Annotated in this window: 11 protein-coding genes, 4 tRNA genes and 4 pseudogenes; 9 read left to right on the top strand and 10 right to left on the bottom strand. The window is 60.8% G+C overall.

Annotated features, from left to right (window positions below):
* Positions 1–214: 214 nt before the first annotated feature.
* Positions 215–913 carry a signal peptidase I gene (gene lepB / locus IT072_RS03365; protein WP_223359393.1) on the bottom strand — a complete coding sequence of 233 codons (699 nt, stop codon included), beginning with the start codon at positions 911–913 and terminating at the stop codon, positions 215–217.
* 947 nt (positions 914–1,860) lie between these two features.
* Here lepB and IT072_RS03360 point away from each other — a divergent pair.
* Positions 1,861–2,785: pseudogene (locus IT072_RS03360) on the top strand (IS5 family transposase).
* Between the two features lie 19 nt (positions 2,786–2,804).
* Here IT072_RS03360 and IT072_RS03355 read toward each other — a convergent pair.
* From IT072_RS03355 to IT072_RS03330, 6 genes are all read right to left on the bottom strand, one after another.
* On the bottom strand, positions 2,805–3,179 hold the full coding sequence (locus IT072_RS03355; protein WP_223358599.1) for an EXLDI protein: 375 nt from the start codon (positions 3,177–3,179) through the stop codon (positions 2,805–2,807).
* Between the two features lie 232 nt (positions 3,180–3,411).
* Positions 3,412–4,005: a hypothetical protein gene (locus tag IT072_RS03350; protein ID WP_223359391.1), complete on the bottom strand. Its 594-nt coding sequence runs from the start codon at positions 4,003–4,005 to the stop codon at positions 3,412–3,414.
* 380 nt (positions 4,006–4,385) lie between these two features.
* Positions 4,386–4,457: transfer RNA gene (locus IT072_RS03345), tRNA-Gln, on the bottom strand.
* A gap of 125 nt (positions 4,458–4,582) precedes the next feature.
* Positions 4,583–4,656, bottom strand: a tRNA-Ile gene (locus IT072_RS03340).
* 11 nt (positions 4,657–4,667) lie between these two features.
* Positions 4,668–4,752, bottom strand: a tRNA-Ser gene (locus tag IT072_RS03335).
* Between the two features lie 4 nt (positions 4,753–4,756).
* Positions 4,757–4,838 (bottom strand) — tRNA-Leu (locus IT072_RS03330).
* A gap of 308 nt (positions 4,839–5,146) precedes the next feature.
* Between IT072_RS03330 and IT072_RS03325 the strand changes: the two are divergent.
* Positions 5,147–5,293 (top strand): annotated as a pseudogene (locus IT072_RS03325) (IS256 family transposase); the annotation flags it as partial.
* Positions 5,294–6,275: 982 nt separating this feature from the next.
* On the opposite strand, the gene IT072_RS03320 reads toward IT072_RS03325, so the two are convergent.
* Entirely contained in the window at positions 6,276–6,926 is a 651-nt protein-coding gene (locus IT072_RS03320; protein WP_223359388.1) for a DUF998 domain-containing protein, read from the bottom strand.
* Positions 6,927–7,215: 289 nt separating this feature from the next.
* On the opposite strand from IT072_RS03320, the gene mobC reads away from it, so the two are divergent.
* From mobC to IT072_RS03285, 7 genes and pseudogenes are all read left to right on the top strand, one after another.
* The gene (gene mobC / locus IT072_RS21300) at positions 7,216–7,623 is read left to right on the top strand and encodes a plasmid mobilization relaxosome protein MobC (protein ID WP_327058936.1); all 408 of its coding nucleotides are present in this window, start codon (positions 7,216–7,218) and stop codon (positions 7,621–7,623) included.
* Complete coding sequence (locus IT072_RS03310) at positions 7,623–7,853, top strand: hypothetical protein (protein WP_223359386.1); 231 nt, start codon at positions 7,623–7,625, stop codon at positions 7,851–7,853. The genes mobC and IT072_RS03310 overlap by 1 nt, the downstream gene beginning before the upstream one ends.
* Positions 7,854–7,881: 28 nt before the next feature.
* Positions 7,882–8,325, top strand: coding sequence for a hypothetical protein (locus tag IT072_RS03305; protein ID WP_223359384.1), 444 nt, complete (start codon positions 7,882–7,884; stop codon positions 8,323–8,325).
* A gap of 213 nt (positions 8,326–8,538) precedes the next feature.
* Complete coding sequence (locus tag IT072_RS03300) at positions 8,539–8,700, top strand: hypothetical protein (protein ID WP_223359383.1); 162 nt, start codon at positions 8,539–8,541, stop codon at positions 8,698–8,700.
* 139 nt (positions 8,701–8,839) lie between these two features.
* Positions 8,840–9,000, top strand: a pseudogene (locus IT072_RS21390) (ATP-binding protein); the annotation flags it as partial.
* 943 nt (positions 9,001–9,943) lie between these two features.
* A pseudogene (locus IT072_RS03290) lies at positions 9,944–11,121 on the top strand (IS3 family transposase).
* Positions 11,122–11,396: 275 nt separating this feature from the next.
* Positions 11,397–11,987: an SLC13 family permease gene (locus tag IT072_RS03285; RefSeq protein ID WP_223359382.1), complete on the top strand. Its 591-nt coding sequence runs from the start codon at positions 11,397–11,399 to the stop codon at positions 11,985–11,987.
* Here the strand turns inward: IT072_RS03285 and IT072_RS21385 are convergent.
* Together IT072_RS21385 and IT072_RS03275 are read right to left on the bottom strand one after the other, a co-directional pair.
* Positions 11,946–12,518, bottom strand: a complete 573-nt coding sequence (locus IT072_RS21385) for a DUF4232 domain-containing protein (protein WP_223359381.1) — start codon at positions 12,516–12,518, stop codon at positions 11,946–11,948. The genes IT072_RS03285 and IT072_RS21385 overlap by 42 nt on opposite strands.
* A 251-nt stretch (positions 12,519–12,769) precedes the next feature.
* Positions 12,770–12,922 (bottom strand): hypothetical protein, encoded by a 153-nt coding sequence (locus IT072_RS03275; RefSeq protein ID WP_223359380.1) that lies wholly within the window; start codon positions 12,920–12,922, stop codon positions 12,770–12,772.
* Between the last annotated feature and the right edge of the window lie 67 nt (positions 12,923–12,989).

Raw genomic sequence — 12,989 nt, 5'->3', positions numbered from 1 at the left:
AGCGATGAGCGCCACCGTGCGCATCAACCACGACGGAACCGTCACCGTCACCAACACCGGAAGGCTAGCATCCGTACTCGAAGATCCTGACCGGCTCAGAGGAGAGAACACGAGTTCGCCGTCGTGGCGCCCGGCCGCACAGGGGATACGCACCCAGTCACCGGGGTCGCGAGCATGGTCGTAGCATCGGCATTGGCGGTATCTAGCCGTGCTCTCATTGCTTCGCAAAGACTGTTGGGTAGTCATCGAGCCAAGACCATCTGCTAGGTGGCCAGGTTATTACGAACGCTCGGCCGACTATTGCTGCCTGCGGAACGAACCCTCTGCCTGGATCGTTCTGGTGGTAGCGAGAATCGCCGGAATTGTCTCGGTTGTCCCCCATCACCCAATATGAGTGGGCAGGGACGGTCACTGAAAAGGGGATGGCTGATGCTGGCCGTCTTGGGGCGAACAGGTACGGGGTTTCGTCGATCGCATACCCATTGACCGTTATCTGTCCGAGGGTGTTGCAGCACATGACTTTGTCACCTGGCATACCAATGATTCGTTTGATCAGATGGCCATCTTCTTTAGCCGAAGGAATCCCCACGAAAGACAAAATCGCTTCTGCCGGGGTTAGCGGCTGCTGAGAATGTGCAGATCCAGAGAGCCAGCCGCCTGGATCCTTGAAGACCACAACATCTCCCCTGCTCACAGGAAAGACCGTCGGCTGCAATTCGTTCACCACCACTCGATCGTTGCGCTCCAACGTGTTCTCCATCGATGCGGAGGGGATGTAGAAAGAGCGGACGATGAACGTCTTGATGAGAAATGAAACCAGGACAGCCGCAACCAAGGTGACAAGAACATCACGGACGATCCCCTTCCACCCTCGAGACATACTCTCGAGGGTGAGGGGTTCTGCTCGGGTCATTGACTCTCTCTAACTGTCATAGCCATCCGAAAGCGTCGCGCTCTGGACGGGGGAGCTCATCGGACCATATGAGGGGAAACTGGGGAGAAGACTTGTAATCGCTGAGGCCGCAATTGCTGCTTCTCGCACCAAAACCACCCGCTCGGCTGGCGAGCTTTGTTGACTTGGGTGCCAAGGACCTTGAGGCCGGTTTGCAGGGCTTCTTGTGCAGGCTGTCGAGGGACTTACCTGCATTCTGGCGATCAGTTTCAACCTCACCTGCGCAGTCGGCCCTGGTCAGGCTCTGCTCCGCCTTCCCGATCGCGGTCAGGAGCGCGGCGTCGATTGCGTCTAACTTGGGTTGCCAGGTCCGATGTTGAGGCCGGCGCCTCCGTCGGGCGTTCGGCCCATTTGCTGAACAGTCCTCGTTGGACGACTTTGTTGGCTTCGATCTGAGCGACGGCGACTGGTGGGCTGATGGTACACCACACCCAGCCAGACTGGCCAACACGGCCAGCCCTGGCACACCAACCACGACCTTTTCAAGAACTCTCACCATTACTCCGCCTGGTATCTGCAACGAACATCATGCTCTCCCCACGCCACGAGAGCCTCCAGCTCCTTCCCGATGCATTGACCCATCGAAGGCCACCCCTACTCACGACACAGCTACCCGGATTGAGGTGCCCGCTTGTGACGATCCTCTGAACGAGCCGAGTGATCTCACCCCTTCTGGCGAGTTCTACTCGTCGCAGTGAGGGTGAGGGGAGCACCCCAGTGCATCCCAACGTAATGCCGGCGAAAGCGCCGACGCTGCAGGATGATTCGCCGGTTCGCGATTTCACCCAGTAGACGGATGGTGTGGCTGCTCGGCCTATTTGGGTCCCCACAGCGATCGCCGAGAATCGGGCGGTACTTATCGAGACCCCTCCCCCTCTCACAAGCTGACGCACCGGTCTTAGGGCGTGTTGCTAAACGCATTTGGGTGCGTTGGGGTGAGTCTTGGACCCGTGTCGCGTGATGTGATCTCGGATGAGGCGTGGGCGGTGATCGGTCCGTTGTTCCCATCGGTGAAGTCGACGGGTCGGCCGCCGGTGGATCGGCGTACGGTGGTCGAGGCGACGGCGTGGCGGTTCCGGACCGGGGCGCCGTGGAGGGATGTGCCGGAGCGGTTCGGGAACTGGAACACGATCTACAAGAACTTCAACCGGTGGTCCGGGCAGGGTGTGTGGGCGCGGGTGTTGGAGAAGACGCAGTCGCTCGCGCAGCGGTCCGGAGATTTGGACTGGGTCGCGTCGATCGATTCCACGATCGTGCGCGTGCACCAGCACGGAGCGACCCTGCCACGCGCCACGGGGGGCTACATCGAACTACAAGAAGTTTGGTGACGAGCCGCCCGATCACGCGATCGGTCGCTCCCGCGGCGGTCTGACGACCAAGAGCCACCTCGTCTGCGACGGGAAGGGCCGCGCGCTGGCGTTCGTTCTCACGTCAGGGCAGACGGCGGATACGAGCATGCTGACCGCGACGCTCAGCGAGATCCGCGTCCCCGGTGCCCGCGGCAGACCACGCTCACTCCCGGACCGAGTGCTCGCGGACAAGGGCTACCCTTCGAAGGCGAACCGGGCTTGGTTGCGGGAACGAGGGATCGCCGCGACGATCCCCGAGCGCGACGATCAGATCACGCACCGACGCAAGCGGCGCGGGCGGCCGATCGACTTCGGTGAGCAGCAGCGGGCCCGCTATCGCGGCCGCAACGTCGTCGAGCGGTGCTTCAACAAGCTCAAACAATGGCGTGGGATCGCGATGCGCTCAGACAAGACCGCCCGCAACTACTATGCCGGGCTCTGCCTCGCCGCCACCCTCCACTGGGTAGGGACGCTCACGACCTGACGAGCGCGAGGTCGGACCTTCAGATGTCGAGGTCCTCGACGTCGGGGACCGTGAGCGCTGTCATCGTGGCTTGGACCAGCTCTGGCGGTAACTCGTTCGCCATCGCCGCAGTATCGGGGAAGACCGACAGAGATCGTTGACCTGACCGCCACCAGTCTTCCGACCACGTCCTTGGGTTGTTCCATACGGGGGCGTCCTCGTGTGGTGAGATGAAGAGTCGCCAGTTCGGACCCTCGCGCTGGTAGACCGCGATCTGTCCTCCGGAGGTCGCATACACGCGGTAGGTGATCGAGCGCGAACCGTCCTGACTCTCGAACCGCAAGAGCTGACGCCCCGTAAAACGCTTCACCGTGATCACCGGGCCATCGCTGACGTCGACTTCGACTTCGCCCATCTTCTCCGCTCCTCGCTCCTGCTCTCGTGCTGCGACGAACAACCGCAGGCCTGAAGCCACTGCGGCAGAGAGCCCCCCGGCAAGTTCCGCCGCCCGGTCGAATAGCGCCGCATCGTCAGCAGACACATACACGTTCCGAGTAGCCATGCGCATAAGTATGCGCACATCTTGGAGCCGAGTCAACCGGCCATCTCGATCGCACGACGCTCTTTAGCAACACGGCCTAGTGGGCCTACTCGGAGAGATTGGCAGCGAACCTTGCCCACAGGTTGTTGGTGACCGCAAGGTAGTCCGTTCTATCAATCTCTGGATTGGTCACTCGACCTGAAACATTCATCAGGTATTGGCCATCTCTTGACTTATAGAAACCAAAAGCGGTGACCGAGTCTTTACCGGCGAAATTACCTGGGGCGGATACCAGCTGGAACCCTGAAGATGCCACACCGAAGTCCCATGATGTAACAAAAGAAGCAAAGTTCTCAGACGAGACCGTGACATTCTTACTCTCAGGTAAGGCGAAATCGATAACGGGCTGCTTGATGAGATTCTTCCTATAGGGGAAGACATCCGGGGTACCTGCAACAGGGAAGTATTCAGCAAAGTGTTCCTTAACCTTCCCGAGAGCATCCTGGGGTGCCAACCCGATAGGGAAATCCACATCAAAAGTGAAGGCAGCAGGTTGATTCTCATCAACTGCCCGTAACGCCAATGGGCGATCATCTTCCGCCGCTATCGCCGGCGCCGACGTAGACAACACCAACAGGCTCAAGACCGCTGCCGCAGCACACGCTCCCCAAGATCTGTGCCCCACAAATGACCGCTTCATCACGCTCTCCTCTCAGGTTTCTCAGGTTGAGAGACCGGCACCGAGGCGCGATCCCTCCCTCAACTCCCTCCATCGTCACAACCAGTCAACACGCGGCCATCCACCCCAAGGCCCCACCCACATGGGACCGCGGGACGAGATCCGCCATCTGAGATCGCATAACGCCCGATTACGTGCGGCGAACGCGACCCTGCGTTCTCGGCAGCCTGTCGAGAATGCGTGCGGTGAGCGCTGCGGCGAAGTCCACGCGATCGGATAGCAGCCAGCCGGTGATCAGATGGCCTTGTGTCAAGGAGCTTTACTTGGTTCGCCGTTCGACTGGTACCGCGGATGAGAGTGGAAGGGTCCGCGGCGGGCGGGTTGATGGTCTGTGTGTTGTGCTCCGCCTCCAGGATTCGAACCTGGACCTCACAGCTCCAAAGGCTGTCGTGCTGCCGTTACACCAAGGCGGATTGTGCCGACGTTCTGCCGGTGGTTGGGGTGGCAGGGTGTGAACCTGCGACTTTCCGCTCCCAAAGCGGGCGCTCTCGCCAAGCCGAGCTACACCCGGGCTGGGTTTTCTTCACATGTTCGGTTGTGGGGTGGGCGGGGTTTGAACCCGCGACCGACGGATTATGAGTCCGCTGCTCTGACCGGCTGAGCTACCACCCCAGGTCTTGCCGCGGTGGGTCTGGGATTCGAACCCAGGGAACATTGCTGTTCACCAGTTTTCAAGACTGGCTCCTTAGGCCGCTCGGACAACCCACCTGGGTGCGGTCGGCGGGAATCGAACCCGCACCCCCGGAGGGAGAGCAGTTTGAGTGCCCCGCGTCTGCCAGTTCCGCCACGACCGCAGCGGTTCACGACAGTAGCACTCTCGCATGGGCGAACGGTCAGATGGCGAGCTTCTTCGACCGGAACGGACTCATGCCCCGGGTCCTAGAGATCGGGATCTTCAAGATCGCCTCATCGTAGGCGGAGACGCGGACGCATGCGAAGGCTGTCGATCTCTTTCAGTAAGCGCGTCTCTCAGGTTGTGGGCCGCGTCCCGTGGAGTGGTGAGGAAACCCGGCGCTGGCCTCGTTGTCGTGAACGTGACGAGTCATCGTGCGATGGTCAGTGAGAACGATCGAAGTTACTCACGGAATGACACAGATGCACGATGGCTCTTGGCCAGCATGCCCTCTTCGAGTTCCTCGGGGAATTGAAACTCACCGATGTCACGGACCGGATCCGGGTCGCGACTGAAACCCTCTACCAGGAGTTGATCGACGCGGAAGCTGCCGCCTTGATCGGCGCCGCCCTTTATTCGGCCGTCGGAAGGTAAGCCGGCCCAGGACAATCAGTCACAGTACTCGCTGGTGTAGCGGGCACCCCGGCTGTGTCGACAGAACGGCGGGGAGTGACAGCTCTCTCCTCGATTCACTAGCGGTGGCCGTCATGTGGGTGAAAAGCCGGTCCTGGGCCGATCCGCGGACTGTGGCCGCGACGGAGCCACGCAAGCTGAGGGGCGTGCATTGGATCACGTTTCGGCGTCGAAAGCACTCATTCGATTTTCAGCGCTCCCACAATCTCGCGGACCGCCGTAACGTCATCCAGTCGGCGCGAGGGGGACGCAGCACACGACTGAGTGTCGCGCTCACTCGCCTCGTGATAGGCCTTGCGGGAGAAGCGGTGTTCACGGGAACGCGCATACTGGATCATGCGGCCCAGATGGGGTCAGCACGCACGCCCAATCGATCAACAACCTTGTTCCGGCGCGACCCCCGCTTGCTCTTCATCCGACACCGACCGTGAATTTCGAGGTGATTTCGGGGTTCGATTCGGAGCAGATCCAGAATGCGGCGATCATTATCTCGGTTGCAAAGACCAAGTTCCATAGCTCGGAGGCCCAACGCCGAGCAGCGATCGTCGCGGTTGTCACGGCAGGGCAGGAGTCCAGCCCCCGTAACCTGAACACCGGCGACAGAGACTCCGTCGGGCTTTTCCAGCAGAGACCTTCCGAGGGGCACAGTGCAGCAGATCGAAGACTCGACATTCGCCTCGTCGTCATTCCTCGACAGGCTAGCGACCCTCCGGATGGGAGGATATTCCGGTACCGGTTGTCGCCCAAACCGTGCAAGTCAGCGCCTACCCGATCCTCTACGCGAACTGGGTCACACCTGCGTCTTCCCTCGTCGACGACCTCTTTTGACCGGTGGCTTTCGGCCGACAGCACGCGCGCCCGCCTTGCGCTTCGCCCCACAACGCGAGGGTCACGCAAGGTCTTGGCATGTTCGATCGTTGAGACCTTACCCGTCCGTAGACGCTGCCCATTCGACGCTTACCACCCTGGCATGCATCGGCGAGCACGCCAGGGTGAGCGAATAGACAGCGATCCAAATGATCGCCACCGTCGTCCCGATCAGTTCCATCCAGGCGCCGGCTGTCGTCGCCACTTGGAGAATCGCGAGCACCCCACCGCCGATCGTGATAAGCGCGACCGCCAAACAGCTGACGAAGGAGTATCTTGCCAGCCATGCCGATCGGTCGATGAAAGCGACCTGAAGCATCGCGAAGCAGGCGGCCGTGAAGCCGAGCACTGCCGCGACCGTGTGAGCGAGATCTTGGTACGTCGATCGCGGGTCCACGATTGGGACCGGGCAGTGTGCCGTACACGTAACCTGCGAGGCGATCAAGAAACAGAGTGCAGCGAACCCCAGGCTCAACGCGGGCGCCCAACAGTCGAGCACGCGTACGCGGGAGCGCACATCGATACTCGCTAATGCGATCAAGAAACCGCCCGCAGCGATCAGCAGCAAGGCGACACGGAACATCGCAGCAGTCGGCGCTCCCTCAGCGCCCAGTTGGCTAACATAGACAGACCTCGTGACAGTGAGCCGCGCCACCCAGATGATCGTCAGCCCAGCGAGAACAGCGGCCGCCCCGACCACCAACAACATGAAGACGAAGCCCCGAAGCACTCGTCGGTTCGCCAATTATGCCCTTCCGCCACCTTGACAGACTCGTCATGGACATCGTGTGGCAGGAGGACTCCAACGCACAGGGTCGTGCGCACTATCGGACGGTTTTCACCCCGCGCCTTCTCCTTCCCACGCCCAAGCGCCTCGCTCGCGGACGGGGAATGCCGGGATAGATCCATGCTCTGCCGCATAGAACGTGGAGCTGACCGAGCACCTCGGGCCCTGCGCGGCGACCGTCCTCAGACCTAGGGCGTGTCTCCTCATCCGTATGGTGGGTGCGGTTCAGACTGGGGTGTCGTCGCGAGACATCTTTCAGGGTTCACTGACGCTCGCGGGCCATTCCTGTTTGGCACTACCCTGCGTGCGGTATACCTCCGATGCGACTCTGCCCCATCATGTTGGGCCGGTCGCGAACAGAAGAGCCTGTCGAGCAGAAACGTCGTTGCCGTATCAGCCGTTCGGCCACGCTCGATGTCCAATGGCGAGTGCCCTGCGCGGAGCCGGGCACTCGTCTGACTCTCTACTCCCCCGGATCGGAAACAACGTGAATCAGATCGCTCGGCATGTGAATGCCGAGGATGAGGTCCAGGAGATGCGTGCGGTGAAGAAGCTGTGGCATCAGATCCAGGGGCTGATCGAGTCCGCTGCGGGTTCTGTTGTTGAGGAACAAGGCTGATGGCCGTTGTGAAGATGGGTCAGATCAAGTCGACAGTTGTAAAGGCACTTGCGTATATTTCGCGTCCTGATGCGACGAATGAAGGGCTGTGGGTTTCAACGAATGCGGCGGTGATCGATCCGTCGAACTTCAAAGCCGTGGCGAGACGGTTCGCTGCAACCGTTGAACGTGTGGGCATCACTGCCCCGCGAAAGGGTTCAGTTCTTGCCCAACGAGCTACGGGAACTTGAGGCGCGGGTGAACGCCAAGGCTCGGTGGGTGAACCCCTACATGTTTGACACCGTTGCCGCGATCGATAAAGCGAAAGAACATCTTGAGGAACAGCAGCTGGCGTACCAGACGACGCTTGTCGCCGCGGCTGAACTGACAGCCGACCCGAACGCAGACGCTAGAGAGCTGAGAGCGGTCCAGGCGCAACTTCGAATCATCGAACGTGATCTGGCCGCTGTCAGTAGTGAGGTGCGTTCCCTCACCCAGCTGACACTCGACGAAGCCGAGGAGGTCCTGGCCGAGCGGGTCGTCGATAAAGGGTCGGCGGAACCTAGACCGTCTACATCAACCGCTGGTGAGGAGCCGGCGCCGACTAACGACCCGCCTGCGAAACCGACCCTGCAGGAACGGTTAGACGCGCAGTTGGCTGAGCTCAAGCGTCGCCAGCAAGATGGTGGCGATCGCCGGCAGGGCAGCGGCCGCGGCCGCTAGAGAAAGCTGAAGCAATATCTCGAGGATCATGTGTCGACGACGGGTGAAAATTGTGCAGGTATCGACCGGTAATTTGGTGCATCCTCCGATATTTCTGGAGGGTGATTTCGTTGCAGGATTGGGCGGAGGTTCATCGGCTTCACCGGTCTGAAGGGGTTGTCGAAGGCGGCGATCGCGGAACGGTTGGGGATCGGCCGGAACACGGTGACGTGGATGCTGGCGGTGGATCATCCGCCGAAGTATAAGCGGCCGCCGCGAGGGTCGAAGGGTTACTCGTTTGAGCCGCGAACCCGGATGCTGCTGGCCGAGTTCCCCACGATGAAGGCGACGGTGATCGCCGAACGAATTGAGTTCCCGCACTCGATCACGACCTGAAGGACCGGTTGCGGCAGATCCGGCCGGAGTTTCTGGGCGTCGACCCGGCAGACCGGACGATCTATCGGCCGGGTGAGATCACTCAGTGTGATCTGTGGTTTCCCGGCGTTCCGATTCCGGTGGGCACGGCCAGGAACACTCGATGCTGCCATTCGGTCGTCGGGGAGAGACGTTCTCCGACGACATCGTCGGGCCGCGATGATCGACCGGCTCGTCCACCACGCCGAGGTCCTCACCCTCACCGGTGACTCCTACCGCACTAGGCAACGACCCGAACAGGCACGCGAAAACGAGAACTAACCAAGCCCGGATGCACCAATTTAACCCGAAGAAAACCTGCTCCGTCTGGGCCGTCGTTGACACCCCAAACAAGATAGTACCCAAGTGCCGGTTGAAATCCGCCCCTGGGCGGATGAGTAGCTGTATTGAGGTTGGAAGGATGAAGGAGGAGATGGGTTTGGTGGCCGTGCACTGATAGCGCGGCACTCACTTCTGTGGCGGATTTAGGAGAAAACTATGGGTCGTGCCTCGGCAAGAAACCGAATGATTTCAGCGACACTAACTGCGGGGGCGATGTGCTTCCTCGCAGCCTCAGTCGCAGGTCCTGCGATGGCTTCAGAAGATGACTCGCTTGATCGGAACGCACGCATGGTCGCTGGTGCACCACCCGGATTCCGGACGGTTGACAGCTACCAGCACTTGAACGAGACCACTTCCCCGCGCGGAAACCCCGATGCACTCATGACTCCGGCTATGGGACCCGGAGAAAGCGTCAACGCAATCGGACCGATAGCCCGGGCCGTCCTAGACTCACTCGGTCGGGACCTGCCCCGAGACAGCGCCATTCAGGCCACTCGCTCCGATGCGCTGTCAGCGAAGAGCCCGGATGGCCTCCTCTACAAAGCCGTATGTGAGGGCGCGAGGATAAGTTGCATGGTACGGATCTTTGACATCCAAACCTCAGGCGACGTAAAAGAAGTCGGACAAATTGATCTAGGGTCCGAAGCGGGGAAACCAACTGGCATGGATTTCTTCACTGAAGTCACCGATGGGAAGAAATTGTACGTTGGCACGAGCAACGGTTACCTCATAACGATAGACACGACCACCCAAACAGTCCTAGATCGAATCAAAACCGGGACGCTACCCACCAAGAATGCCGAGAACCCCATTGGGGCGTGAGGAACGGATCGGTGACAACTGATCGTTAGTGCCGGGAGGTGCTGGCGGGGAGGATGTCATCATGCCCGGTCCTTATCCCGGAGAGTTCCGCGAGGACGTTGTCGCGGTCGCTCGTAGCCGCGAGAGCGGCGTCACGATCAAACAGATCGCCACTGATTTCGGCATCAGCGAAGCGACGCTGCAGAACTGGCTCCGCCAAGCCGACGTCGAGGACGGCAACCGTCCCGGCCAGACCGCGGCTGACGCGGCCGAGGCGTGGGAGCTGAAGAAGCGGATCTGCCTGCATGAGCAGGAGAACGAGGTCCTCCGCCGCGCGGTGGCGTATCTGTCGCAGGCGAACCTGCGCCTGGGTGGTTCCCCAAAATGACGTACCCGCTCGTTGCTGAGCTCGCCGACGCGGGGATCCCCGTGACGGTGTCGTGTCGGGTTCTCAAGCTCGCCCGCCAGCCGTACTACCGGTGGCGAAACGACCCGATCCGTTACGCGGACGTGCTCCGCGCGTATCGGATCAACGCCCTGCACGATGCGCACCACGACGACCCGACGTTCGGATACCGATACCTCGCCGACGAAGCTCGTCGGGCGGGGTGGCGGATGAGTCGGCGGACGGCGTGGAAGCTGTGCTCGCAGGCCGGGATCCTGTCCTCCGCGCAACGCCGGCGACGCGGGAAGGGAAAGAAGGCTGGCCCGCCGGTGTTCGATGATCACGTGCAGCGTGTGTTCCACGCAGATGCCCCGAACAGGCTCTGGCTCACGGACATCACGGAGCATCGCACCAGCGAAGGCAAGCTTTACTGCTGCGCGATCAAGGACGTGTTCTCGAACCGCATCGTCAGTTACTCGATCTCGGATCGGATGACCGCGAAGCTCGCCGTCGACGCTGTCCGCAATGCCGTCGCGCGCCGAGGTGAGGTCGCCGGGTGCATCCTGCATGCCGATAGGGGTAGCCAGTTCCGCAGCCGGGCAATGGCCCGCGAGCTGCGCCGTCACGACATGGTCGGATCGATGGGCAGAGTCGGTGCCGCCGGGAACAACGCCGCCATGGAGAGCTTCTGGTCACTGCTGCAGACGAACGTGCTCAACCAGCAGCGATGGGCCACCCGGCAGGAGCTGCGCCTGGCCATCGTGATCTGGATCGAGCGGAAGTATCACCGCCAACGCGCCCAAGACACCCTCGGCGGGTTGACGCCCATCGAGTTCGAAGCCAAGCTAGCCGAGCCGCTCACACTCGCGGCCTAAACCGAAACTGTCACCAGTTCGTTCCTCACGCCCTTCCTCCGATACGGCCAAAGAAGGGTACCAAGCCTCCCACGCTCTTGGGATGACCGATCCTGAGGGCATCGCCACCACCGCAGCGAGCTGGGATCCTGTTCTCATCCGCGCCGACACGACATAATCTCGCGGACCTGTCGACCGCGCTGGTCGACCTGGAAGCGGACTACGACAGACGGACGTGCGTCGCTCCAGGCAGCGACGAGGACATCACACCTAGGGCGTGTCTCCTAACCGTTGTTGTGGTCGTGGTTGGGATCACCATGGTGACTGAGCTTGCCGCTGAGGCGGGCCTGTTTCGGGTTGTGGCCGAGCGTACGGCCCGGTGGGGTCGCGGTCGGGAGTGGCTACTGTGGTTGCTCACGTTGGGCCTTGCCGTGCTAAGCGCGATCTTTCTCTCGCTAGACACGACCGCCGTGTTGCTCACCCCCGTGGTGGTGCTCCTGGCCCGGCATGCGAGGCTCTCACCGCTCCCTTTCGCCCTGACAACGGTGTGGATTGCGAACACGGCCTCCCTGTTGCTGCCGGTATCGAACCTTACCAATCTGCTCGCGCAACACCCGATGGGCCTCGGTCCGTTGGACTTCGTCGCCCTGATGGTTGCGCCAGCGATGATCGCGATCATCGTGCCGACCGGCATCCTATTCTTGGTGCTCCGACGCAGCCTGCTCGTGCGCTACGAGACCGGCAGTGCGAGACAGGAGCCGGTGGAAAGGGTCCTGCTGATCGTAAGTGAAGTGGTAGTGGTGGCCCTCCTGCCAGTTCTGGTGTTCGGGGTCCCGGTCGCACCCCTAAGAGGGGCACCCTATGCCGTCGATGAGGTCATAATCTAATACAAAACAAGGTATAGGTTCGAGTTGGTCTATTTTGATCCATTGTGTAGTGGAATCACTAGGACCATAAAACCCCATGCCACCCACTGGTAACTTGACTGTTTGGTCAGCAATAGTCACCTTCAGTTCATCTGCTCTTACCCCAGACTGTGACGAACTCGCAGAGTCAAAATACACATCCCCGTAAGCGTACCCGTCCGCTTCAACAACAACTTTTTTCGGACTAGTGTCCCCTCGCTTAGGAACCGAAGGGCCGCCCACGGGTTCTCCACCGTGGGTTGCCTGAAGGACAGGGAAGTTCTCAACTGAACATGCTGTCAAACCATTGTTGTGTACAACATAAATATCTCTAATGTCTCTTGTCCAATAGAGATCGAAGGTCGCCCCTTGACCGTTTGGTTGGTTGAACTGACAGGGCGGAGCATCAGTGAGTTCTGCGGCTTGGGCCAGGGAGGGTGTCGCTATACCCCCCGCAATAAGAGCTCCTGCCGCAGCGATGCTGGTAAGGAATCGGTTCTTTGTGATTGCCATTGAAAACGCCTTTCGTCGTTGAAGGATTCTTGTTCCGACTCTCGCTTACGTTTGTATCGAGAACGGGACGTGTGTGGGTTCAATGTTCTTCCACCAAGGCGGCCTGTTCAGACCCCCTGAGGGATGGTCTGCATGGTACCCCGGTATGAATCGCCGACTCGTCAGTCAGAAAGCCAACTGGTCAAACGAACGACGCAGGCTCACGAAAGTGACGCTCGATGACGTTGCGACTCCGGTAGTCGTCGCGGTCGTCACTGACGGGTCGCCCGCCTCGGGAACGCATCGGCGGCAGCCTCGGCAATCAGAATGAAGCTGCCCTGCAGCGCGCGATCACCGACCGCGACCTTGACCCACGACTTCGCCTCGCCATCGTCCTCGTCACCGTCTATGGCATCCGCACCCACCGTGTCGTCAGTTTGCGGCTCAACGACCTCACAGCCGTCGACGGCCGCCCCCGTGTTCGCCTCGGCC

Origin of the sequence: Leifsonia sp. ZF2019 (assembly GCF_019924635.1) — a bacterium.
Lineage (GTDB): Bacteria > Actinomycetota > Actinomycetes > Actinomycetales > Microbacteriaceae > Leifsonia.
Note: the sequence above shows the minus strand (reverse complement) of the source record. Positions and strands in the feature narration are given on the sequence as shown.